Source organism: Tepidanaerobacter sp. EBM-38 (genome assembly GCA_001896545.1).
Classification (GTDB): Bacteria; Bacillota; Thermosediminibacteria; order Thermosediminibacterales; family Tepidanaerobacteraceae; genus Tepidanaerobacter.
This window is the reverse complement of the sequence record MPOT01000027.1, coordinates 15,273-40,064: the sequence shown is the minus strand read 5'-3', so window position 1 is coordinate 40,064 and position 24,792 is coordinate 15,273. Positions and strand designations below refer to the sequence as shown.

Here is a 24,792-nt window from a genome sequence, read left to right as displayed (position 1 = left end):
ATTATTCTTTTACTGAACCAATGGTTATGCCCCTTGTAAAATACTGCTGGAAAAAGATAAATATAAGCAGCATAGGAATTGCAGCTACAGTGGCTCCTGCCATCTTATAAGCAAAGTTGGGATTTAAATCCTGCATAAGGGTGGCTATGCCAACCATCAAAGTCTTTGCACTTTTTTCCTGACCAACTACTAACTGCCATAGATAATCATTCCATACCTGGACAAAATTCAGGATAAATAGCGCTCCAATTCCAGGTTTAACAACCGGCAGCATTATCTTGTAAAAAATCTGAAATTCACTAGCGCCGTCAATTATGGCTGCTTCTCTTAATGAATCATGGATAGTATCAAAAAAGCCCTTTAACATAAACACTCCAAAGGCAGTGGCAACATTGGGCCATATCATACCGCTGAGTTTGTTTGCCATATTAAAATTTTGTATAATCCTATAAAGGGGTACTATCATAACTTCTTTAGGTATCATCAAACTTGAAATAAATACCAAAAAGATTATATCTTTACCTTTGAATTCAAGCTTTGAAAATGCGTAAGCCGCCAATGAACTTACTATAATTACGCCTATCGTTGCAACAAGTGAAACAACTATGCTGTTAAATGCCCATCTTAAAGCAGGCTGGTTCTGAAACACATCTACATAATTGGAAAAAGTAGGCGACTTCGGAATCCAGTCAGGTGGCATTTTTACCACATCTGCACTATTCTTTAGTGAGCTTGTAAAAAGCCAGTAGAGAGGAAATAGATTTAGTATGGCAAAAAAAGTTACTATGATGTTGGCTACTATATCGACGGTTTCTCTTTTAATTTTCTTCTTCATTGTTCCTGCCCCCTAAACATGGCTCTTAATTGCGGCACCGACAAAATCAGTGTGATTATAAACATGATCACGCCCACTGCTGAAGCAACTCCTAGGCGGTTGTATTTAAAGGCATTATTGTATAAGTAGTACATTAAAGTCGTAGAAGCATTGTTGGGTCCACCGCCGGTTAGCAGTTGAATAACTACAAATATCTTCAAAACCGCAATAATATTGATTATTGTTATATAGATGGTAGTAGGTCTTACTAATGGAATAAGAATTTTGAATATAACTTCAAGCCTATTTGCTCCATCAACTTCCGCAGCTTCAAATATTTCTTTGGGCACACCAATCATGGCGGCTATATACAAAATTATGGCCTGGCCCACATTAGTCGTAAAGGTTATAAATATTATAACTGGTTTTACAAGACTCCTGTTACCCAAAAAATTCACTGTCGGTAATCCTGCTTGCCTTGCTAAGTAAGGTATAAGTCCATTAGCCGGATTCAGTAGAAAGCTCCAGATCATACTCATAACTACCATCGAAACCATAACCGGAATATAGTAAGATCCACGTATAAAAGATACATATCTGGCATCTTTATCAAAAACTGCAGATGCTACAAATAGTGCAAAAACCACTGTCAGGGCTACTATACATACAACAAAAATAATAGTATTTATTGTAGCTTGGGTGAATACAGGATCTTTAAACAATGTAATATAATTTTGTAATCCCACGAAGGTTTCAGTTTTATAATCGATTTTATACAAGCTGAGTCTTATTCCTTCAAATATGGGATATACCATAAATATTAAGAAAAGCAAAAGCTGTGGCATTATGAACAAATATCCTGTAAGATTTTGTTTTAAAGATTTTTTATTGATTTTCATCAATATCTTTTACCTCTCTATGATTTGTCTTAAGCCCAAAAGGGCTTAAGACAAACTTTCTTTTTTATCGAAATGCTATTTATTGTAAATTACAGAGTTCTTTTTTGCATTCTGTATTACTTCATTACCCTTTGTTTGATAATCTTTAACGACCTGTTCAGGTGTCTTTTCGCCGGTATACAAGGCTTGTAGTTCAGGATACAGCACTTGTCTTAACTCACTATAGCCGGGTACATTTCCCGTAAAGTTAAATAGGTATTTGGAATTTTTATCATATGCTTCAAATAATGGTTTTTCTGACTTGAATTCCTCAGCTACTGATGTTCTTACCGGAACACCATTTTTCGAGGCTTTTACAAGTTCCGGATCTGATGAGAAGAACTTTACAAAATCTTTGCTTACTTTCATTCTAGTTTCATCATTAGTGTTGAATACACAGCTGCCTGTTACGTAGGTAAAGGTCAGCGGTTCTCCGCTCTCTGAAGGAATGTTGGCAAGTCTTGCATCAAATTTAGCTACTTTGCCGCTTTCCATATCAGCCTTTAGATTATTAAACAAAACTGAATTAGTAAAACTTATCGCAAGCTGCTGATTTTGGAACATAGCGTTGCAGTCATTGGAAGAAACTGATTCTGCTCCCGGGTTTGTCAAGCCTGCATCATATATCTTCTTAAGCCATTTTACGGCTTTAACACCTTTTTCGTCATTTAAAATTATATTTCCATCTTCATCAAAAAACTTATTTCCAAACATCCTTAGGTAAGCAAGATTCCAAGTGTCTCCTTGATTGTTTAAAGCAAATAGAGCCATTGGATAAGCATTTGTATATTTATCTTTCGGAAGTTTTGTTTTTAAGGTATTTAGAATCTTTTCAAATTCCTCTAATGACCATGTTTTAATTTCATTTTCCCCGCCTATATATTCATCTAGGCCTGCAGCTCTGAACATATCCGCATTATAAACTAATGTGCCCGGCATGTGAGAAAAAGGATAGAAATAAATATCATCGCCAAATGTCACAACATCCCAGAAGTTTTGGGCTATATCTTTTTTAGCAGTATCATCTACGATATCATTTAAGGGAACCAATGCACCCCTATGTGCATAATCTCCCATTGCGAATACACTTTCATAGAAAATATCCGGTGGTGTCCCGCCATTTAAGTTAACATTTAACAGTTCATCACGCTGGTCTCCTGCAATTACTTGCACATCTACTGTTACATCATAATCCTCATATTCCTCGGAAAATCTCTTTGCGGCATATTTGAAGAAGCTGTCATAATCAGCACCTTCTTCATTAGCCTCAAAGACGCCTTTCCATTGCGGTGTAAGCCAAAGCGATATCTCTACTTTCTCCTTGCCTGTGTCTTTTGCCCCTTCAGCATCAGGCTTGTTTTCGGCTTTCTGTCCACAGCCTACAACTAATGTAAGCATAAGTATTGATACCATCAATAGAGCCACTAAACGCTTCCTTAACATAAATACAATCCCTCCTGAAATTAATAATTATAATAGATTCTTTTAATAGATCCTTTGCTATCGCTCAGTATGACATATTAAGTATAAACAGGGTGACGGTTTTTGTTATTTGTAATAATGTTTCACTTTTTTCGTAGGCTTTCCTCCACCTCCTGTCAAAAATCCTATAACATCTCTAAAGTAAGGGCTTGACCTTTTTACAAACTATATTTGCTAATGTTTTATGACCTTTTTCATCAAGGTGCATATAGTCCACCTTGTTCATAGAAACTATTCCTTTTGTGTCTAGAAACTCTATTTCCTCAAGTTGCAGCAGTTCTTCCAGGTGATGTGCAAGTTCGCTAGATTTAATATCACAGTTTGCCCCCATAGATTTTCCTACTTCAGTGTTAAAATATTCGCTGCCTATTGGAGGTGGTGCAACTACTAAAACCTTTGGAAAACCGCCATCCTTGCCCGCTGGAACGCTCCTAGCTTTAAGAGCAAGTCTTGTTATACCCTGTGCTATATTATAAGATGTCAGATTAAACCTTTCTTTAGCATCATTAGTACCGAGCATAATTATTACAAGTTCTGACGGTGCATGGCTCATCAAGCAAGGATAAATATACTCATAACCGTTCAAGCCTTCAAATAAAGGGTCATCTGCGACACTGGTTCTCCCGCAAAGGCCTTCTTCAATTACCTGAAATTCATCTCCAAGAAGTTTCCCTAAAAGGCATGGCCACCTGATGTCTTCCGAAAATCTTTCCATGGTAACGGCATTATAGCCCCATGTATTTGAATCTCCAAAGCATACTATCCTTCTCATTTTATTTCCTTCCATTTCAGAATTGTAGTATCAATAAGTTCCTTTATTTCCTTTATTTTGTTTAAATCTGCTCCGGATACAGGTTCAAGCGGCGCCCTTACACTGCCGATATCTACTCCTCTTAATTTTAAAATTTCCTTTATTGCAGAATACATTGACCCATTAAGTGAAGTTAATGCTATAATAATATCATTAATGTCGCCTTGAATTGCCCTGGCATTTTTAAAGCTGCCGGATGTTACAAATTCTTCTGCCGCAAGGAATAGTTCCGGCATTACCCCATAGGTACCCCCTATTCCTCCATCGGCACCCATTAATCTTCCTGCAACATACTGCTCGTCAGGACCGTTAAATACTATGATGTCATCGCCTCCGGCTCTTTTGAACCTTTCAATGTCAAGCACCGGCATGGAAGAATTTTTTACTCCTTTAACCTTTTTATTCGTAAGCATCTTTTTAAACAAATCTAAGGAAAGACTATATCCTGTAGTCTGTGGTATATTGTAGATAAAAAATGGCAGGTCTGTTGAATCTATTATTTCAGTCCAGTAGTTGTAGATAGAACTTTCAGGCAACTTAAAATATATTGGTGAAATTGCCGATAATCCGTCGTAGCCTAATTCTGCAGCATATCCTGCAAGTATCTTGCTTTCTCTTGTAGAAGGTGCGCCTACATGTGCAATAAGTGTAAGCTTACCTTTTGCCGCTTCAGACGCATACTTTAACGTAGCTTTTCTTTCTTCTAGGCTTTGATATATACACTCACCTGAACTTCCACCTACGTAAAGGCCTTTTACGCCTTTTTCATAAAGGTAATTGCATAAACTCATTGTTCTTTCTCTTGATATTTCCCCTGCCTCATCATAACAAGCATATAAAGCAGGGAAAACGCCTTTAAATTTTTCCAGCATCACTTTTATCTCCCGCCTGTTTTTTAAATTGTTTAAATAAAATATATCATAAAAAAATGAGAATGTAAATAGTTTTTTTCATAATCTTAAATCCTGGAAAAAATTTTTATTTATAAAATGCAAATTAAAAAACTGTTGAAATGATAAATTGTCCAGAGTCTTTATAAAATATACGAGCTATATTAATCCAGAATGGAAGGTTTTCGAAATTCATAGAAATAGTTTTCAGCGTGAAGTTAGGGTTAATCATGATATAAAACAAATGAGGAGATACTTTCACCGCTTAAAAAGCAGTTAGGTACCTCCTTAGTGTAAAATAGGCCGTCCTAAATAGGACAGCCTCGTTTATCTTTATTTCGTTCCATACAGCCTGTCGCCGGCATCGCCTAGGCCGGGAACTATGTAGCCGTGGGAGTTTAATTTTTCATCAATGGAAGCAGTGTATATTTCTACATCAGGATGTTTTTCGTGGACAGCTTCTATCCCTTCGGGGGCAGCTATTAAGCACATGAGTTTTATATTGGTTGCTCCCTTTTCTTTGAGAATCTCTACCGCTTTGGCAGCAGATCCTCCCGTAGCCAGCATTGGATCTAATATAATCAGTTCTCGCTCGCTTACATCAGATGGTAATTTGCAGTAATACTCTACCGGCAAAAGGGTATCAGGATCCCGGTATAGGCCGATATGGCCAACCCTTGCTGCCGGAATTAGTTTCAACATGCCGTTTACCATACCAAGACCTGCTCGTAGTATGGGAATTATGCCCATTTTTTTGCCTGAGAGCACTTTAACTTTCGCCGGACCTACCGGAGTTTTTACTTCCGTTTCTTCTAATGGCATGTTTCTCGTTGCTTCATAGGCCATAAGAACAGCCACTTCTTCCACTAGCTCGCGAAATTCTTTTGAACCAGTGTTTTCATCTCTAATCAAAGCCAGTTTATGCTGAATCAAAGGATGGTCCAATACAAATACATTTTCCATGGATGGCAACCTCCTGTTTTACTTAGAATAGAGTGGAAATTGCTCACATAGGGCTTTAACCGCTTTGGATATTTTCGCCTTTATACGTTCATCTTGGCCCTTGGTAAGAGCTTCATCCATCAGCTCTGCAATCCTTTCCATCTCCTGTTCTTTCATTCCTCTGGAAGTAAGAGCAGGTGTCCCTACTCGTATGCCGCTAGTGACATTAGGACTTTCCGGATCAAATGGAATAGCATTTTTATTTACTGTAATTCCTACTTCCTCCAAGAGGTGTTCTGCCTCTTTTCCTGTTAGGTTCTTGCACCGCATATCAATTAATATCAAATGGTTGTCTGTGCCTCCGGAAATTAGGTTGTATCCCTTGCCTAAAAGGGCTTTAGCCAAAGCTTTCGCATTTCTTACCACTTGATTCTGATATTCGACAAATTCATCAGTTGATGCCTCTTTTAAGCAAACAGCTTTAGCAGCGATCACATGCATCAAAGGTCCGCCCTGAATTCCGGGGAAAATGGCCTTGTCTATTGCTTTGGCATATTCCTGTTTACAAAATATCACGCCACCTCGCGGACCTCTGAGAGTTTTGTGAGTCGTTGTTGTAACGAAATCACAGATAGGAACGGGATTCGGATGCAAACCGGCTGCTACTAAACCTGCTATATGAGCCATATCTACCATAACATAGGCTCCAACTTGTTTTGCAATTTGGGAAATCCTTTCAAAGTCAATTATTCTGGGATATGCGCTGGCACCCGCTACTATCATTTTGGGCTTGTGTTCTTGTGCCAAGGCTTCCAATTCATCATAGTCGATATATCCGGTTTCTTTGGAAACACCGTATGGAATAAACTCAAAGTATTTTCCTGAGATATTTACCGGACTTCCATGTGTAAGGTGACCGCCATGGGCAAGATTCATGCCTAAGACTTTATCACCGTAATTAAGATAAGCAAAATAGACTCCCATATTAGCTTGAGAACCAGAGTGCGGCTGAACATTTACATGTTCTGCAGAAAATAACTTCTTTGCTCGATCTCTGGCAATATTTTCTACAATGTCTACAAACTCACAACCGCCATAATAACGCCTGCCGGGGTAACCCTCTGCGTATTTATTAGTAAGCACCGAACCTTGAGCTTCCATAACTGCTTTACTTGTAAAGTTTTCAGAAGCAATCATCTCCAGCTTGTACTGCTGACGGTAAGTTTCTTTTTCAATAGCATCAGCTATTTCAGGGTCTACAAGTTTAAGTATATCCAATTTTGAACACCTCTTTTTTAATTGTTAGGAATTAAACTTATTTATATGCTGTTTTCATATTCGCTTATCTTTTCCACTCTGCGCTCATGGCGATTTCCTTCAAAATCACCAGCAAGCCATTCTTTTACAATATCTATGGCAAGCCCCGGGCCAATAACTCTACCGCCCATAGTCAAAACGTTAGCATTATTATGCTGTCTTGACATCCGAGCAGAAAAAGTATCATGACACAGTGCCGCCCGAATACCTTTTACCTTATTGGCGGCAATACATACGCCTATTCCTGTGCCGCAAATTATTATGCCCTTTTCAAATTCTCCCCTGGCAACAGCCTCTGCGCAAGGAATAGCTATATCCGGATAATCTACGGATTCGGTGGAAAACACTCCCATATCTTTGTAATCTATCTTACTTTTATCAAGATATTTCATTATCTCTTTTTTTAATTCATAACCGCCGTGGTCGCTTGCTATCGCTATGGTCAACTCTTTCCCTCCTTGCATTTTAAAATTATCTTCGTTAATTATATACTTAATTTACGAATGTTGTCTAGTTGTTTTCCAGCCTTTCAATTACTTTTCTTAATTTTTGTTTAATTTCCTCAGCTACCATCTTATATACTTCTACACCATGACCAAAGGGATCACTGATTTCCATATTATCGCCTGCAAATTCTCCTAATGTAAAAACTTTACCTTTAGCCTCAGGAAATCTATTGATTATATAATCTTTATGGCTCTGAGTCATCGTAAGAATAAGATCTGCCTCTAACATATCCCTAGTAAAGGGTTTTGCCCTGTGTGCCTCCAAATCTATTCCTTCCATTTCCATGACCTTCTTTGCATTTTCAGAGGCCGGTTGCCCTTCAATAGCACCTATGCCGCAGGAAAAAACCTCAATTTCTTTATGCTTTCCCAAGTCGCTGAGCATTTTTTTGAAAAGGGCTTCTGCCATACTGCTACGGCATGTATTGCCGGTGCAGACAAATACTACTTTTTTCAATATCAAAGCACCTCCTACACCTTCAAAATCTTATATCCCGCCGCTTTGTAAAGTCTGTTCATCACCGCAAGGCCAATACCGTCTTTAGAAATACCCTCAGCCAGAATCCTATCTACTCCTAGACGATCAAATTTCCTTAAAATGGTGAAAAGGTTTGATGAAATTGTAAGCGGTGCCGTTCTATCACCTACGGAAATGACATAACCCCTTGTGTATAGGTGCCGGGTCTGCGCCGTTGCCATTATGCCTACTTTAAGTCCACCGCTTTCCAACTGCTTTGTTAACTCTTGGATAGTTTTAACTTGGTTTTCCACACAACCTTCTATAACAGTCATTTGGGCTTTTGGAGCATAATGCCGGTATTTCTGTCCCGGTGAGCGGGGCTTTTCTCCCGGAGCAAGGCCCGGATCCAAGTTTACACACCCCAGAACATCTTCTAAATCCTCTTTAGTAACTCCGCCCGGTCTTAGAATAATAGGCACTTTTTCGGAAAGATCCAAAACGGTAGACTCTACACCCACCGATGTTGGGCCTCCATCTAGAATCATTTCAATCTTTCCAAATAAATCTTCTGCAACATCCTCAGCACATGCAGGGCTAGGCCTTCCTGAGATATTAGCACTGGGTGCGGCTATAGGAACTCCTGACTCCTTAATCAGTTCAAGGGCTACAGGATGAGCCGGCATCCTAATAGCCACCGTATCAAGACCTCCTGTAGTGCTATATGGTATTATATCCCTTTTGTGAAATATAATTGTAAGGGGGCCCGGCCAAAACTTGTCCATCAAAACAGCAGCCCTTGTGGGGATTTCTTTTACAAGTTCATCAAGTTGGGAAAGAGAATGAATGTGAACAATTAGCGGATTGTCTTGCGGCCTTCCTTTAGCAGCATATATCTTTTTTGCCACATGTTCATCTAAAGCATTGCCGCCCAGCCCGTAAACTGTTTCAGTGGGAAAAGCAACCAGACCTCCTGTTTTTATTATTTCTGCCGCCTTTTTTATTTTATAATCTTCCGGCCGGTTTTTATCAACGGAAACTATTTGAGTGTTTAACATTAATTTAACCTTCTTTTTAAATAGCTTTAGCCTCACCGTTATAGGCCGCAAAAAACACCTGAAATTACTCTGTCAAAGCCTGCATAATCTTTTATTACTTTTATATCTTGAAATCCGGTTTCTTTTAGCATAATTTCTACATCGCGAGCTTGATTCCAACCTATTTCAAAAATAATCCTGCCGTCGATTTTTAAAAATTCCGGAGCTTTCGAAACTATCCTTCGGTAGAACTCAAGTCCACCGGTACCACCATTTAGTGCAATTTGCGGTTCGTTTTTAACATCATCAGGGAGGGTAGAAAGTTCTTCCTTAGAAATGTATGGAGGATTTGAAACGACCACATCAAAACCCCTGATATTTCTTTCTTCAAAAGGCATCCATAAATCTCCCTGCATCAGTAAAACACGGTCTTGCACCCCGTGTAATTTTATATTTGTCCTTGCTACTTCACATGCCACATCTGATATATCCGAAGCATATACCTTTACTCTGTTATTATTTACTGCCACAGCCACCGAGATAGCTCCACTTCCGCAACATAAATCGGCAATCAATGGGTTTTCAATAGAATAAATGACATTTAAAGTTTCTTCTACTAAAAACTCGGTTTCAGGTCTGGGAATCAAGACCCCGGGTTTTATATAAAAATTAAGGCCGTAAAACTCCTTCCAGCCTATAATATATGCTATGGGTGTAGATTGGCATCGAAGTGCCAGTAAATCATTAAAACATTCAAGCTGCTGCTTGGTAATGCTCATCTCATCATCGACCAATAGTTTAAGCCGGTCCTTCCCCAAAACATATCCCAATATCAGTTCCGAATCCAGGGCAGGGTTTGCTACACCCGCATCGGAAAGTCTTTTTCTCCCTATCATTAAGGCTTCCCTTACCTTCAACGATAAAACTCCCTTTTTTTATTCTGCTTGAGCCAGTTTTTTAGCTTGATCCTCTGCCACTAATGCATCTATTAATTCATCAAGCTCTCCCTGTAATACATTTGTAAGTTGATGAGTAGTTAGATTAATACGATGATCTGTAATTCTCCCCTGCGGAAAGTTGTACGTGCGTATCCTTTCGCTGCGGTCACCAGAGCCTACCTGGCTTCTGCGGTTTTGCGCTATCTCACGTTCCTGCTCTTCTTGAACTTTTTCCAAAAGTCGTGCTCGTAAAACCTTCATGGCTTTATCCTTGTTTTTGAGCTGTGAGCGCTCGTCTTGGCATGTAACCACTAAACCGGTAGGAATGTGTGTTATTCTTACCGCCGAGTCGGTGGTGTTAACTCCCTGGCCTCCATGCCCTGACGCTCTGTATATATCTATTCTAAGGTCATCCGGATTTATCTCAATATCAACTTCATGGGCCTCAGGCAAAACCGCAACCGTAGCTGCAGAAGTATGAATCCTGCCACCGGCCTCTGTAGATGGAACCCGCTGCACCCTATGGACGCCGGATTCATACTTTAAACGGCTGTAAGCACCCTTGCCATTAATTTCAAATATGACTTCCTTAAACCCTCCAAGTTCAGTAGGATTTGAATCTATAATCTCAACTTTCCAACCTTGTTTCTCTGCATATCGGCTGTACATACGGAACAAATCCCCCGCAAAAAGAGCAGCTTCATCGCCGCCGGTTCCTGCTCTTATCTCCATTATTACATTTCGGTCATCATTAGGATCCTGGGGAAGCAGTAGGATTCTCAATTGCTCCTGGAGCTTAGATTTTTTTTCTTCTAATGCCTCCAACTCACTTTTTATGAGCTGTTCCATTTCAATATCACCAGCAGCATCTTCTAAAAGCTCGGAATTTTCTTCCAACTGCTTTAAAACCTCTTTATATTCTCTAAAGTTCGTCACAATTTCTTCGAGAGAAGCATGTTCTTTTGTAAGACCTATCCATTCTTCCTGCCTTGCTATAATTTCCGGATCTGCTATTTTTTTCGTCAATTCATCATATTTCTTTTCTATGATTTCCAATTTTTCTATCATATAATCACCTTCCTGTAGTTCGCACAAAACTCAATTTAAAACGCCTTTTATCGCTGCTATAGCCACCTCTAATTGAGACCTGTCAGGTTCTCGCGTAGTCAGCCTTTGGAGCCACATACCCGGAGCATTCAGTGCCTTTATAAGTGGGCTATTGCTTTTACCGGCAAGCTGGATAAGCTCATATGAAATTCCCGCGACCAGCGGCAGCATAACTATCCTTGATAATATCCGCTGAATTATCCCCTGCCAGCTAATTACAGAAAATAATAGTATACTTACAACCATTACAAGCATCATAAAGCTGGTTCCGCACCTGGGATGAACAGTTGAGTATTTTTCAGCATTTTCGGGAGTTAATTTTTCATCATGCTCATAGCAATGAACTGTCTTATGTTCGGCCCCGTGATACTCAAAAACCCTCCTTATATCCTTCATGGAGGAAATAGCTATGATATATATTACAAAAATTGCTATTCGTAAAAGGCCTTCCGCAAGACTTAACAAGAATGGATTTGTTAAATTACTACTTATAAATTTGACAGCAACTGTGGGTAAAACCGCAAACAATAAAATAGCAAATCCCAGAGCAAAAACTAATGCTAAGGCAATATCCTTACTCGTTAATTCTTCTTCATCCTCATACCCTGCCATGCTTGCAGAATACGACAGAGTTTGAATGCCTAAAATCAGCATTTCAATTAATGACACTATACCTCTTAATATGGGCAGTTTAAGGAACTTGTATTTATCTGAAATCGAATGGTTTTTTTCTGTTTTTATAATAATCTCACCATTTTTTCTAACAGCAATGGCCGTAGTTTTAGGTCCTCGCATCATAACACCCTCAATTACGGCCTGCCCACCAATACTGGGTTTGACTGGCTGCATTTTCTTCCTCCTCAAATTAATAAATAAAGGTTAAAAGATTAAGAAAAAAGGTCAGAGACAACCTCTAACCTTCTAAGACTACTCATCATCTTTTAAGCCATATCTCTTCTTAAATCTTTCCACACGGCCACCGGTATCAACCAGTTTTTGTTTACCAGAAAAGAAAGGATGGCACTTTGAACATATTTCTACACGCAGGTCTTCTTTTGTTGAGCCTGTTTCAAAAGTATTTCCACAAGCGCATCTTACTGTGGCTTTTACGTATTTAGGATGAATTCCTTCCTTCATTCCTTTCACCTCTTTATTGTAATCTTATCATATAAAATTAATTTCTGTTAAAAATAAAATACCTTTTGTATTATAGCACACGCTATAATTTTGCACAAGGGTTTTTATAAGGCTGCTTTGCATACTATAAGTTTATTTACTCTAACTTTATCAGCATTAGTCAGGGAAAAATAAAATATAGGCCGTTTAACTTTGGCAAAATTCTGGTATAATTAAAAAAGAGTTGTCTTGTTTCTAAAGTTGTTAACAAAGGGTGATTTGAGTGAAAAGAAGTTTAGAAAACATAAAAGATAAAATACAAGAACTTATTGCTTATATTAAGCAAAACGAAAACATTATCGCATTGTATATTTTTGGCTCTTATGGTACAGAGTATCAACATGCAACCAGTGATGTGGATTTTGCCATATTGTTTGAAACCAGCCCAACACTATTTAAAGAACTTGAGATTGAATCAGATATCTGCCAAATATTTGAGCGAGATGATATAGATGTTGTAAATCTAAACAAATCACCTATTGATATCAGCCATCAGGTATTGTATACCGGTGATTTACTTTTTTGCAGAGATGAAATATTGCTTGCCGACTTCAAAGAAAAGGTACTTAACATTTATGGCGACTACGGAATTGTCCTCAAGAAGTTTTATGATGATTTTCAGGAAGGACTGAGTGAAAAATATGGCACAAATTGATAAAAAAAGAATTTTGGATAAAATTAGAGTCATTCAAGATTGCATATCTAAATTAGATGTTCTATCCCAACTTTCTATAGATGAGTTTATTTCTGACTTTAAAAATTTTGATTCTGCAAAATATAATCTTCAAATAGCCATAGAAGCTATGATTGATATTGGAAACCATATAATATCACGAAAAGGGCTTGGAACTCCAAAAACTTATAGTGATACTTTTGAGATTCTACATAAATATAAAGTCATACCAAAGGAAGATGCAGTATCTTATAAATTGATGGCTAAGTTTAGAAATAGGATTGTCCATTTCTATGATGATGTTGATGATGGAGAGGTTTATAATATCTTGCAAAACAATTTAGATGATTTTAACTCTTATATAGAACATGTAAATAAACTTTTAGTCTAAAGGCATTGAAATAAAATGGAGTGTAGCAAACTTTTTCTAAGTGGTTTGCACAAGGGTTTTTATAAAGCAACATCGGTATAATCGGCAAGTAATGACCTTTTTAGTATGGCTAAAATAGCTATGCACAAAGTTAAAATTAAAATTGAAATTATATATATCAGCCGAGGATTTAAATCATAGATATACCCTGATATCAATCCCATTGCCGCGCTTAAAATTGAAATACCTGTATTCACTAAAGAATAAATCGTAGCTCTTGTTTTGCCTTCTGTAAGCTCTGCTAACATAGAATCTACGCAAGGCTTAAATATTCCAAATCCGGCTGCAAAAATTACAAGGGAAAAGGCAGTAATTAAAAAATTATTTTCTGGTATTGTGACAAGTAAAAAAAGTGCGGCAGCTTGTAGTATTAGACCTACTATCATATTATTGACCATATCGCCTCTACTTAAAATGGGATTTATAAATACAAGTACGATAATCATCGTTGCAGAATTTGCAACACCCAGCAATGAAATCATAGATTTTTCAATTCCCAACACCTCTGACATATATGGCGCAAAGTATAGACTCAAATGTGTCCCAATTGTAGTGTACATGTTAAATAGTATGACAACACTCATTATCATTAAAATCGTAGGTTCTAATCGTAAATCTGCGGCTACTTCTCTATATATGCCTTTATTTAGACCAGACTTTTTATCATGCTCAAGCCGTTCTTGCAATATTGTTTGGCCTATTAAGGTTTCGGTATGAAAATGGTAGCGCAAAATCATCATAACAGTCATACTTATTACTGCAAAAATTAAAAAGAACCTTTCAGCCTTAACAATACCATATAATTTTACAGCTATTCCTGCAATAGGAGTTAGTAGGCCTGCTGATATATTTATTATGTTGATTAGATTAAATGCCGCAAAGCGTTGTTCATTGCTAGAATCTTCTATGACCATAAGATTGAAGGAAACTGCAGTAACTCTGTGAGCACCATTGACAATAATGCCAAGGGCAAACATCCAAAAGTTGTGAGCAAGTGCATATATTAGAATTGAGCATGGCCAACCTATAATATCAAAAATCAGCGTCGTTTTTCTTCTTCCTAAAGTATCTGTTATCGGCCCAGCAAGCATGGAAAAAATTATAGCTGAAATAAAACCCAGAGATATCAGAAAACCTATTTGTTTATCTGTTATACCCTGACTTTTCATATAAAGACTTAAATAAAAATTATAGAGTACATAAGGTATGCCCCACATAGGCTCAAATATTACACAAGTCCTGGCATTGCCATCAAGTATTTTAAATGATTCAATAATATTTGCTGGTTTAGTGTCTATGTCATTTTCTCCTCTCTGTTTTTTATGTCTTAATTTCGCTATTTTGTAATATTTTCGACGTCACAGGTTATATTTCCTGGGAAATAGACATATTCCTTCTATTTTGCACTATCTTTAGTCAGCAAAATTGGTGTCCCGCATTTTGGGCATTTATTATCTTCCGTTTTCACTTGTACCCGATAGCCTGCCCTTTCAATAATGAGTTTGCCACACGAGGGGCAGTAAGTATTGCCGCCGATTTCATCTATCATATTACCGGTGTATACATAGTCTAAGTATTTCATTGCAGTATCTCGTGCCATTTTTATTTTTTCTACAGGAGTTGGCAAAATATCGAGTCTATAATTAGGGAAATAACGAGTGAGATGCAAGGGTATATCCTTTCTTAGTGATGAAAGCCACTGTGCGAGAGCTTTTATCTCTTCCATGCTATCATTTATGCCCGGAATGATAAGTGTAGTTATTTCCACATGGCATTTTCTCTGTGCCTCTTCTACGGTTTCCTTTACCGGTAAAAGTTGTCCGGAAACCATGTCTTTATAAAAGTCTTCGTGAAAAGCCTTTACATCAATATTCATAGCATCGATAAATGGGAGGATTTCTTGCAGCGGTTCTTTCTCGATAAAGCCATTGGTAATAAGCACATTCTTTAAGCCTTCACGCTTAGCTAGTTTTGCACATTCTAGTACAAATTCATACCATATAGTCGGCTCATTATAGGTATAAGCTATCCCTATATTGTCTTGCCGCTGTTTGGCTGCATTTATCAATTCCTCTGCCGATACTTTGCTAGTTGGAATATCCGTAAGTTGTGCAATTTGCCAATTCTGGCAGAATTTGCATCTAAAATTGCATCCTGCACCGCCGACGGAAAAAATCATGCTGCCGGGGTAAAAATGATACAGAGGCTTTTTTTCTATAGGATCCATAGCCAAAGATGAAACCCTGCCATAATTCATGGAATATAATTTACCGTCAATATTCTTCCTAACCCTGCAAATACCGCTTCGACCTTGGCTAATCCTGCAATGATGAGGGCATAGACCACATTCGATGGTACCATCATTGTTTTTTTTGTAATACATAGCTTCTTTCATATCAGATTGGTGGTTTTTGTTAAAAGAAACCGCCTTTAACCTCCTTAAATCTATTATCGCGCTACACTCCCCATTTATACGGACCTTTCCACAACTACATTATAACTTTAAATATAATGTTTTTACAAGGGTTCTACCCGCTATAAGACATTATTTATACAAGGATGGCTACTATTCAGAGGTTGAAAACGACTTGTAATCTTGAACGCAGTAAAGGATCTTTGTAAGGATTAAATAAGATTCTTCGCTCTAAAAATATTTTCGAAAAATCATTTCATATGTGAAAAAAGAGCGTCTTAAAACGCTCTAATAATCAAAATTCATCTATATTAAAAATACTTTAACTTTCGACCATATTCATTAATTGCGTACCTGGCCATTACCCAAAATCAAATATTTTGTTGTAGTAAGTTCGTCAAGTCCCATTGGCCCCCTAGCATGGAGTTTTTGTGTGCTGATTCCTATTTCTGCCCCCATGCCAAATTCGCCTCCATCAGTAAACCGTGTGGAGGCATTCACATATACGCAAGCCGCATCCACCCCTGAGAGGAATAAATTTGCCCTTTCGTAGTCTTTAGTAATAATGGCTTCAGAATGGCCTGTCCCGAAACGGTTGATATGCTCCATGGCTTCATCGATACTGTCTACCACTTTAACACCGATAACCATGTCGAGATATTCAATAGACCAATCTTCTGCTTTTATAGGCACAACATTTGGGTAAATCTTCCTCGTTCTTTCACATCCGCGAATCTCTACTCCACAGTTTTGCAGTTCTTGCAAAGCCTCCGGTAAAAATGCATGAGCAATTTTCTCGTGAACAAGCAGTTTCTCCGCTGCATTACATACAGAAGGTCTGCTGGTCTTTGCATTTATCAGGATACTTTTTGCCATATTAAGATCGGCAAATTCATCAACATATATGTGGCAATTGCCTTCACCGGTTTCTATCACAGGTATCCTGGAATTTTCCACAACATTTTTAATTAGAGCACTGCCACCGCGAGGAATCAATACATCGACATAATCCCTCATTTGGAAAAGTTCTTGAATCCTCTCTCGATTGGTATCTTCTATTAGTTGTATGCAGTATGTGGGAAGATTTGCCTTTTCAAGCCCTTGGCAAAGTGCCTTAACTATAGCTTTATTAGAATTAATTGCCTCAGACCCACCTCTAAGGATGACACTGTTTCCTGCTTTTATGCAAAGGCCTGCAGCATCCGAAGTAACGTTAGGACGAGATTCATATATTATGCCGACTACACCCAACGGCACCTTTTGTTTTAATAAGGTGAGACCATTGGGCCGCTTAATCACTGTACCATTTCCTACAGGATCGGGAAGGTCAATAAGAGCCAAAAGCTCTTTTATCATGCCATCAACCCGAGTACTGTTTAACATAAGTCTTTCTATTAATGCTTCCTTTAAACCTATTTCACGAGCTTTTGCAACATCTTTTTCATTTGCCTCAATTATTTCATCTTTCATTTGTTCAAGTGCTTCTGCCATCATGCGAAGCGCATCATTTTTAACTGCTGTGGAAATACCGGCTATTTTACAAGATGCTTCCTTGGCTTTTTTAGCTATATCTAAAACCATACTCAAAAAAATCACTCCATTAAATCACGTTTTTTTTTGATGTACATGCCTTGCTTTTTGGCTCAAAAAATGTTCCACAATTCGTCCCATCTAAAATATTATAAATATCAGTAGGATTTTCCCCATCGATAATAGCCATAGCAATACCCGCTTCAGTAGCAATTTTTGCTGCCTTTATCTTGCTTTGCATACCGCCTGTTCCTAAATTTGAATAAGTGCCTTCTGCTATTGCCTCAATCTCAGGTGTAATCTCTTTAACATAAGGTATTTTTTCTGCTCCGGGTTCATGTGGCGGCAAGGTATATAGGCCATCTACATCTGAAAGAAGGACTAAAAGGTCTGCATCAATCAGCGTAGCTACAACTGCTGCTAATGTATCGTTGTCACCATATACGATTTCTTCTACTGCAATTGTATCATTTTCATTTACTATAGGAACAACATCGAACTCAAAAAGGGTAGTCAAAGTATTAAAGGCATTTTGACGTCTGACACCATTTTCTAAATCATCCTTTGTAAGCAATATCTGAGCTACATTTATGCCATACTCCAAAAATAATTTTTCATAAAACTGCATCAATATGCCCTGTCCCACCGCTGCTAAAGCCTGTTTTATTATAATATCGCTTTTCCCTTTTATCCCGAGCCTTCCTGCCCCTGTTCCTACAGCTCCTGATGTAACTAAAACAACATTTTTCCCGCCATTTTTGATGTTGGAAATTACCCTTACTAATTTTTCCATTCCGGCTATATTTAACTTTCCATTTTCGTGAACAAGCGTCGTTGTTCCGACTTTGACCACTATGGTTTTATATATGTCTGCTTTCAAAGCTTTCACCCCAAGTATATTTAAAGTTTTTATAATTATGCATTATATTGTATAATTATAACACATATATGCAATAATGCAATCCTTTTTTCCTGTATTATTTGATAACAGAATCATTGACCATAGTCCTTATTATATCATGTTTTTAGGGCAGTGTAATTACAAATTCTAAAATACTTAGTTTTGCAACAACGTTACTGTTCAGGGGTTCAAAACGACTTGTCATCCTGAACGCAGTGAAGGATCTTTGTAAGGATCAAATAAGATTCTTCGCTGCGCTCAGAATGACAGCAGTATATAGCAAAATGACAGACCTCTGAATAGTTACGTAACAATTGTAAATAAAGACAATAACAATAACTTTCTTAAGAAGGCTTAAGAGTAAAAGGAAACTGAGTTTTCAAAATCTGTCTATATATTTGGGAGGTGTTTATCATTTTATGTAGAAATATCTACTTAAAAGACGATTTCTCAACATATTATATCATTTATGATCAAGGGAGGCCTATAATGTGGAAAAATCCGTTTTGATGATCCCGCCAACAAAAAAACTTGTCAAGATCGTGGATTGCCACGAAGGTCAAATAGTCGCTGAAGATATCGTCACAAACCGAGGTGTCTTTCTCCTACCCCAAAACACTATGCTTAACGCTTATATCATAAACCAGTTAATAAACCATGGAATTAGTCAGATATATGTATTTTCTAAAGACGAAAAACAAGTTAGTGGGATAAGCACGCAGGAGTTAATGGAGGCATATAACAAGTCGTTAAATTCAGTAAAAACAATATTGCATAATCTCGCCTCCGGTAAAAAAATATCTCATCAAGAGATTGCGCAAACCTCTGATTTTATACTTACCAAAAGCGAAAGTCCATTTGGTGTGCTAAAGTGCATCAATGAACTCAAAAAGGCCGATGAATACACATACACACACAGTTTTAATGTTGCTATATATGGCATGCTGACTGCTAAATGGCTTGGGCTTTCCGCTGAACAGATTCAGCACGTTATTACTGCCGGTATTCTTCACGATTTAGGCAAAGCACGAATACCTAGCAACATACTAAATAAAAAAGGAAAATTGCTCCCAGATGAGTTTAATTGTATGAAAAAACATACTATCATCGGTTATAACATGTCAAAAAATGTTACAGGATTAAGGCATGATATCCGACAAGCTATTTTAATGCATCATGAACGTGAAGATGGAAAAGGCTATCCTTTCGGAGTAAAAGGAAATAAAATCCATCTTTATACAAAAATCATTTCCATTTCCGATGTTTATGATGCAATGACTTCAGATAGAGTTTATAAGAAAAAAATTACACCTTTTGATACATTCAGAGAGTTTCAGAGTGTTGGTCTGGGACATTTTGACACCAAGATAATGATAACGTTTCTCTCAAATATTGCTAATTATTATCTTGGTGCCAAAGTTATGATGAATACCGGCCAAATTGGAGAAGTTGTGTATTTACCACCGCATAATCCGTCTATGCCTGTCGTTCGTATAGACAATAACTACATTGATTTGAATATAGATAAAAAATATTGCATTAAAGAAATGATATAATTACCCTATTGAGATTAAGAATGCCTGACCACCTCAAATTTTTTTATTTGATATTTCTCATCAGGACTTATGCCGGCTTTTGCAAGTGCTATACTTAACTGCTGTTCTACAGTGTCAACACCGTCCAAATCGGGCAATAAAAGACCGGATCTAAAACCTTTTTGCACAAGAATACCGTATTTTTTAGGATCAAGCTCATCTAAGCTGTAAACAGGCCTAGGTTCTGTCAGTACATCAACGGAATACTCGAGTTCAGGTAATTCTTCTGCTGTAACAGGATAAAATCTCGGGTCTTCACATCCGGCACTGATAGCGTTTCTTTGAATCTCTTCGGCAATATTCTTGCAAGTTGGTAAAAAAGTCCCTATACATCCACGCAGCTCTCCATGTTTTTTTATTGAAACAAAAACTCCCGCTCTTTTGGTTAGCATTTCCTCAGGTAAATCCTCAATAGGCAAATCAGGTATTATTCCATCTTTAACATAAGTTTCCAGAGTGTAACGAGCCAGTTTTACATACGGATCTTCTGTTTTCTCTTGAGTATCAGTGGTTTTCACGCTATTCTTGCTGAACTTGCCAGATTCACTTTCATCTTCCGGCTTAAACCTTGCTATACAGTAACCGACTCCAAAAGGCCCCTCATAAGAAAGCACTTCTGCTCTTACCTTATAGCCATCTAATGCACCTGCCATAATCCAAATAGACCTAAGTCCGCATTCGCCAGCCCTTTCTATTATCGAAGGTTCTATAGACCGCAGGGCTTCCAAATCAAATTTCTTCAAGGCATTTACCAGTTTTTCATCAAATAATTTTCCACAGGGGTCATACCCTGCCGGCGCATCTATGGTAAGCCTGTGAGAAAGGTCGCCACTTGCTATCACTGCTATGTTTTTATTGAGCACTTTTGCAGATTCTTGTATAAGTTTTCCAAAAGCATATAACTGCTCATACGGCAGCATGCCAAAGGCCAAAGGCAGTAATTTAAAGTTTGAATAATACTTTGTTATAAAATACATCGGCACTATTACTCCATGGTCCAGCTCTTCTTTAAACCCATATCTTGTCACCCTTACTTCACTGGTTGTCACTGTAGGAATACCGTGCTGATTTGCCCTTTTGCGCAGTTCATTTGCTAAATCATCATCACGCTCAAAACTCATCTTAACTTCAGGTGCCCCAAATGCTGCAAGACTGCCCTTTAACGGAAAATCATAAATGCACAATGCGTCGGAAAATATAGGGCCATGGGGAGATATAATAACTACGGTGTCTGGAGATAATTCTTTAATTTCTTTGCCCACCACATTAGCAGCATTTACAGATGAAATTACCTTTTGAGTTTCGCCTCTGCCAACTTCCTCTACCATAATCGGCGGATGTGGCATCAGATAACCTGACAACTTGCTCATTTTCGGACCTCCTCGTATACTATGTTTAGGCCCACATTTTAAGTGGTCCAAACATAGTTATTTTTATTTATTTTAAAAGAAATATCCTAATGCTAAAATAAAGCTACAAGATGATTAGCAAAGGATAATTCTTTGACCTCCTGCAAAACCATAATTCCTAAAATTGATAATATCTGTAGTTTTAACGAATTTCTCTTATAAAAGGTCTATAGATATACTGATACAGGCAAAAACCGATAAAAGGCAGTATTGCCAAGAAAAGATAAAGCCGTTCAAAGTCAATATATTTGCTAAAACCGCCTAGCGTAACTCCAGCAGCTACACCTAAATCAAAAGCTGCGGTAAACACCCCCAGCGCCATACTTCTCGATACTCCTTGGATAGTAAGCACTAGCAAAGATGTCATTAGCGGAAATAATAACGCAAAACCCACTCCATAGATTACTGCTACTATAATAAGTTTATCAAAGCTATCCACAAAGCTCATTAAAACAAACGAAGCCGTAAGAACCACTAAGGCAAAGGCTATTAATTGTTCAAGATAGCGATTGCTCCATCGCCCTATGACAAGTCTAGTTATTACCACAACCGCAGTATTTATAACAAAAAAATACTCTGTTCCCGTTATCCCTTTAGCATCGGCAAAGACCGGCAGCATTGCAGAAATCGCACCAAAGGTGACCATGCCGCAAAACAATACAATGGTTGGTAAATATACGCTTGGATGCAATAGCACCTTAATAAAGTTTGAATCAACATCCGCTTTTGCATCACTTTTAATATCAGAAATACAAAGTATTAAAATCAATGCTATAACCGCAGCTCCCACAGTAGCATATACAGCAATATTAAAATTATAATTATCTATAAGTTTTATTCCAATTGCCGGTGATAAGCCCTTTGCAATTATAACCGAAATTGAATTAAAACCCATAAATTTTACAAGATTTTCCGATGAAGCTATTTCGGCAGTAAAATTTGCCGATGCTACTGTAAAAGTGCCGACAGTAAATCCGTAAACCAGGAGGGTTAAAGCTAAGCCTATTAAAGTATACGGCATTTTTATCAAAAAGGGAGTTAAGAAAAATATTACTATAGATGCCAGCATAACTTTTTTGCTGTTATATGTGTTTATCCACACACCCCCTACCGGCCTTGCAATCATAGAACTCACTGAAAAAAGACCCATTGTAGTGCCTATGGTTAAATTGTCAAAGCCCATATTGAGCATATACTTAGGAATAACCGGCATCATTATGTAGTATGTAGAAATAAAAGCAATCGTTGCAAATAAGACCATAATGAAACTTTTCGTTTCATCATTTTCCACCATACTAATCCCTCCCTCTTAAACATCATTCTTCCTGTAATTGTTATTTTAACATAATGCCGAGTAAAAAGTAAGAATAAAATCCCATCCACTCCAAAAAGAGCAGATGGGATTTTAAGCTGTCAGCTTGCCTGTTCTGATTTCTTCTTTGCATTTCGTATGATGCGTTCTATCTGTTCTTGTGTTACTTCTCTTTCAAAGCTCCTGAATCCTGCCAATTTAAAGCCATGCTTATTGGCTATTTTCGTTATTTCTTCAACTTGCTTTACGGTAAGATCTCTGCCCAAAGAAAAGCTTTCATAACGGCCTTCCAATGCTAGCATCATGGTTTCTGCCATGCAGGCATAGGCAGTTTTAGGTGAAAAACCAAAGTTGAAATTGAAGTTAACATCACCCGGAACCTCAACTACTCCGCCTTCAATAATGAGAACATCATCCCGCTTTTCAGCAACTTCTTTGGATACATCGCGCGGGCGTGAAACATCACACACTACCGCACCCGGTTTTAAGTCTTCCGCCTCTATTATAGCATCAAGACTGCTGGTAACGGTTATGATTACATCCGCATTTCTAACAGCATCCCTGACGTTTGAAGTGATTTTAACAGAAAGGCCGGTGTCTTTCAGTATCTTATCAGCCACTTCTTCAAGCTTTTCCGTATGCCTACCGGCTAATGTCAAAAACTTGCAATCTTTAGCCATTATTTGTGCACATACCTTGCCTATAGAGCCGGCAGCCCCAATAACCAACACTTGAGCATCTTTAATATTTTTACCCATAATTTCCGTGGCTTTTTTAGTTCCTTCAATTGCCGTAGCTACAGTATAGCTGTTGCCCGTAGTAACGGGGATATTTAAATTTTTGGCAATGGTGATGCCTGCATCTCCTACAACTGAAGTGAAAGCTCCTAAGCCAACTATCTTTGCACCGAGCTTTTCAGCTAATTTTCCGGCTTTGATTATTTTTTTAATTACATATTCTTCCGGCAGCTCTATCATTTGTTTAGTTGTAAGCGGGCAAGTTACAAACCAACCTTCTGCTTCATTGTATTGACTTTTCACACCTGTTATATGTGAAATTGTAAAAGGCGGCACTATCTTCATTGCTTTCTCTACCATGCTTTCCGGCAGCTTCTGCATAAATTTTAATTTCCTGTATACATCAGAAATTTCAATAGGATGTATTATAAATGCAAACTTTTCCATGATTACACCTCATAAATTATTTTCTAATTTAATATTTCTATCCTCGGAGCAAATCCAAGCTTATCTAAAAGTTCTTCATAATCCTTGGGAGTTAATGATTTATAAGGTTTTTCCGAAAGCGATACAAGTACTGCTTCCATTACATTAGTTCCAAAGGACCTGCCGTTTAATTCGGGCGTTGTCGTAATCAACATTTTGGCACCGCTTTTAGAAAGCATCTCTACATCATCGGCAGTAACCGTATTCGTCAGTATAATTTTGCCAGGGATTTTATCCGGCATATAGCGTTTTATGAAAAGAAAATCACCAGCAATAACATCAGCCTCATCATAGAAACGCTCAAATTTCGAGCTGACTTTTTTCTCCTGTTTTTTTCCAGTGGGATATAACATGCTAAACGGCAATTTGCAAATAATAGGAGCTAAAATACTTGCCAAAACATTTAGGCTATTAAGTGATTTGATGGGAATCGGTATGCCTACTGTAAAAATCAAATCTCCTAGCACTAAATCACACCCGGTTTTTTCTAATGCCTCCGCCATCCCAAATCTGTCTAAACCGCACACTAGAAGGACTTTCTTGTTTTTAAAATCTATAATTTCATGTTCTGTTAGATAGTATATGACTTTTCTTTCTAAAGTATTTTTAAGGCCCGAACCATCAACAATAGGCGATATTTTCGCTGCCTGTGCTATGGGTACGGCATCTTTTATTGTAAAGCGCTTATTGCCTATGCACACATAAAGATCGATGCCACCCATGCCAAAGGCGCTAACTTTGCCGTCATTTTCCTGAATAATTTCTATGGCCTTTTTTATGTCACCATCAGTTCCTACTCGCTCAATTATGAATTCTTCTCCTAGAATTTTTGTTTCGACTTTGTGATTTCTCTTGGAAGAACCTATACTCACGCTCATAACATGTTTCATT

Annotated in this window: 25 protein-coding genes; 3 read left to right on the top strand and 22 right to left on the bottom strand. The window is 37.8% G+C overall.

The window, feature by feature from the left end; translation table 11 throughout:
- Position 1: 1 nt before the first annotated feature.
- The 14 genes from BUC45_RS02815 to rpmE form a co-directional block, all read right to left on the bottom strand.
- Positions 2 to 835, bottom strand: coding sequence for a carbohydrate ABC transporter permease (locus BUC45_RS02815; protein ID WP_296970141.1), 834 nt, complete (start codon positions 833 to 835; stop codon positions 2 to 4).
- The gene (locus tag BUC45_RS02810; protein WP_296970251.1) at positions 832 to 1,713 is read right to left on the bottom strand and encodes a sugar ABC transporter permease; all 882 of its coding nucleotides are present in this window, start codon (positions 1,711 to 1,713) and stop codon (positions 832 to 834) included. The genes BUC45_RS02815 and BUC45_RS02810 overlap by 4 nt, the downstream gene beginning before the upstream one ends.
- A 75-nt stretch (positions 1,714 to 1,788) precedes the next feature.
- A complete protein-coding gene (locus BUC45_RS02805; protein ID WP_296970139.1) occupies positions 1,789 to 3,195 on the bottom strand; it encodes an extracellular solute-binding protein in 1,407 nt (468 codons plus the stop codon).
- 175 nt (positions 3,196 to 3,370) lie between these two features.
- On the bottom strand, positions 3,371 to 4,006 hold the full coding sequence (locus BUC45_RS02800) for a GDSL-type esterase/lipase family protein (protein ID WP_296970137.1): 636 nt from the start codon (positions 4,004 to 4,006) through the stop codon (positions 3,371 to 3,373).
- Positions 4,003 to 4,917, bottom strand: a complete 915-nt coding sequence (locus BUC45_RS02795) for a dihydrodipicolinate synthase family protein (protein ID WP_296970135.1) — start codon at positions 4,915 to 4,917, stop codon at positions 4,003 to 4,005. Before BUC45_RS02795 ends, BUC45_RS02800 begins: the two co-directional genes overlap by 4 nt.
- Before the next feature lie 351 nt (positions 4,918 to 5,268).
- Positions 5,269 to 5,898 carry a uracil phosphoribosyltransferase gene (gene upp / locus BUC45_RS02790; RefSeq protein ID WP_013779153.1) on the bottom strand — a complete coding sequence of 210 codons (630 nt, stop codon included), beginning with the start codon at positions 5,896 to 5,898 and terminating at the stop codon, positions 5,269 to 5,271.
- 18 nt (positions 5,899 to 5,916) lie between these two features.
- Positions 5,917 to 7,155 (bottom strand): serine hydroxymethyltransferase, encoded by a 1,239-nt coding sequence (gene glyA / locus BUC45_RS02785; protein WP_013779154.1) that lies wholly within the window; start codon positions 7,153 to 7,155, stop codon positions 5,917 to 5,919.
- A gap of 41 nt (positions 7,156 to 7,196) precedes the next feature.
- Positions 7,197 to 7,640 carry a ribose 5-phosphate isomerase B gene (gene rpiB / locus BUC45_RS02780; RefSeq protein ID WP_013779155.1) on the bottom strand — a complete coding sequence of 148 codons (444 nt, stop codon included), beginning with the start codon at positions 7,638 to 7,640 and terminating at the stop codon, positions 7,197 to 7,199.
- 64 nt (positions 7,641 to 7,704) lie between these two features.
- Positions 7,705 to 8,157 (bottom strand): low molecular weight protein arginine phosphatase, encoded by a 453-nt coding sequence (locus BUC45_RS02775; RefSeq protein ID WP_296970133.1) that lies wholly within the window; start codon positions 8,155 to 8,157, stop codon positions 7,705 to 7,707.
- Between the two features lie 14 nt (positions 8,158 to 8,171).
- Positions 8,172 to 9,215, bottom strand: coding sequence for an L-threonylcarbamoyladenylate synthase (locus BUC45_RS02770; RefSeq protein WP_296970131.1), 1,044 nt, complete (start codon positions 9,213 to 9,215; stop codon positions 8,172 to 8,174).
- Between the two features lie 38 nt (positions 9,216 to 9,253).
- Positions 9,254 to 10,111, bottom strand: coding sequence for a peptide chain release factor N(5)-glutamine methyltransferase (prmC, locus tag BUC45_RS02765; RefSeq protein ID WP_296970129.1), 858 nt, complete (start codon positions 10,109 to 10,111; stop codon positions 9,254 to 9,256).
- 18 nt (positions 10,112 to 10,129) lie between these two features.
- Positions 10,130 to 11,200 (bottom strand): peptide chain release factor 1, encoded by a 1,071-nt coding sequence (gene prfA, locus BUC45_RS02760; protein ID WP_013779159.1) that lies wholly within the window; start codon positions 11,198 to 11,200, stop codon positions 10,130 to 10,132.
- Positions 11,201 to 11,230: 30 nt separating this feature from the next.
- Positions 11,231 to 12,088 (bottom strand): DUF1385 domain-containing protein, encoded by an 858-nt coding sequence (locus tag BUC45_RS02755; protein ID WP_296970127.1) that lies wholly within the window; start codon positions 12,086 to 12,088, stop codon positions 11,231 to 11,233.
- Between the two features lie 78 nt (positions 12,089 to 12,166).
- Entirely contained in the window at positions 12,167 to 12,376 is a 210-nt protein-coding gene (rpmE, locus tag BUC45_RS02750) for a 50S ribosomal protein L31 (RefSeq protein ID WP_296970126.1), read from the bottom strand.
- Positions 12,377 to 12,638: 262 nt separating this feature from the next.
- Between rpmE and BUC45_RS02745 the strand changes: the two genes are divergently transcribed.
- Together BUC45_RS02745 and BUC45_RS02740 are read left to right on the top strand one after the other, a co-directional pair.
- The gene (locus tag BUC45_RS02745) at positions 12,639 to 13,070 is read left to right on the top strand and encodes a nucleotidyltransferase domain-containing protein (RefSeq protein WP_296970124.1); all 432 of its coding nucleotides are present in this window, start codon (positions 12,639 to 12,641) and stop codon (positions 13,068 to 13,070) included.
- Positions 13,057 to 13,479 (top strand): DUF86 domain-containing protein, encoded by a 423-nt coding sequence (locus tag BUC45_RS02740; protein WP_296970249.1) that lies wholly within the window; start codon positions 13,057 to 13,059, stop codon positions 13,477 to 13,479. Before BUC45_RS02745 ends, BUC45_RS02740 begins: the two co-directional genes overlap by 14 nt.
- A 59-nt stretch (positions 13,480 to 13,538) precedes the next feature.
- Here BUC45_RS02740 and BUC45_RS02735 read toward each other — a convergent pair whose 3' ends face one another.
- The 4 genes from BUC45_RS02735 to proB all read right to left on the bottom strand — a co-directional run bounded on the left by BUC45_RS02735 (position 13,539) and on the right by proB (position 18,341).
- The gene (locus BUC45_RS02735) at positions 13,539 to 14,735 is read right to left on the bottom strand and encodes an MFS transporter (protein ID WP_366749579.1); all 1,197 of its coding nucleotides are present in this window, start codon (positions 14,733 to 14,735) and stop codon (positions 13,539 to 13,541) included.
- Positions 14,736 to 14,914: 179 nt separating this feature from the next.
- Positions 14,915 to 15,913: an AmmeMemoRadiSam system radical SAM enzyme gene (amrS, locus tag BUC45_RS02730; protein WP_296970122.1), complete on the bottom strand. Its 999-nt coding sequence runs from the start codon at positions 15,911 to 15,913 to the stop codon at positions 14,915 to 14,917.
- Positions 15,914 to 16,273: 360 nt separating this feature from the next.
- The gene (locus tag BUC45_RS02725) at positions 16,274 to 17,512 is read right to left on the bottom strand and encodes a glutamate-5-semialdehyde dehydrogenase (protein ID WP_296970246.1); all 1,239 of its coding nucleotides are present in this window, start codon (positions 17,510 to 17,512) and stop codon (positions 16,274 to 16,276) included.
- 19 nt (positions 17,513 to 17,531) lie between these two features.
- Positions 17,532 to 18,341 (bottom strand): glutamate 5-kinase, encoded by an 810-nt coding sequence (gene proB / locus BUC45_RS02720; RefSeq protein WP_366749577.1) that lies wholly within the window; start codon positions 18,339 to 18,341, stop codon positions 17,532 to 17,534.
- Positions 18,342 to 18,853: 512 nt separating this feature from the next.
- Between proB and BUC45_RS02715 the strand changes: the two genes are divergently transcribed.
- A complete protein-coding gene (locus tag BUC45_RS02715; RefSeq protein WP_296970118.1) occupies positions 18,854 to 19,918 on the top strand; it encodes an HD-GYP domain-containing protein in 1,065 nt (354 codons plus the stop codon).
- 14 nt (positions 19,919 to 19,932) lie between these two features.
- On the opposite strand, the gene amrA is transcribed toward BUC45_RS02715, so the two are convergent.
- From amrA to BUC45_RS02695, 4 genes are all read right to left on the bottom strand, one after another.
- Positions 19,933 to 21,327 carry an AmmeMemoRadiSam system protein A gene (amrA, locus tag BUC45_RS02710; protein WP_296970116.1) on the bottom strand — a complete coding sequence of 465 codons (1,395 nt, stop codon included), beginning with the start codon at positions 21,325 to 21,327 and terminating at the stop codon, positions 19,933 to 19,935.
- A 181-nt stretch (positions 21,328 to 21,508) separates the two neighbouring features.
- Positions 21,509 to 22,660, bottom strand: coding sequence for an MFS transporter (locus BUC45_RS02705; RefSeq protein ID WP_296970114.1), 1,152 nt, complete (start codon positions 22,658 to 22,660; stop codon positions 21,509 to 21,511).
- 119 nt (positions 22,661 to 22,779) lie between these two features.
- Positions 22,780 to 23,862 carry a saccharopine dehydrogenase NADP-binding domain-containing protein gene (locus BUC45_RS02700; protein WP_296970113.1) on the bottom strand — a complete coding sequence of 361 codons (1,083 nt, stop codon included), beginning with the start codon at positions 23,860 to 23,862 and terminating at the stop codon, positions 22,780 to 22,782.
- Between the two features lie 23 nt (positions 23,863 to 23,885).
- A complete protein-coding gene (locus BUC45_RS02695; RefSeq protein WP_296970111.1) occupies positions 23,886 to 24,791 on the bottom strand; it encodes a quinate 5-dehydrogenase in 906 nt (301 codons plus the stop codon).
- Between the last annotated feature and the right edge of the window lies 1 nt (position 24,792).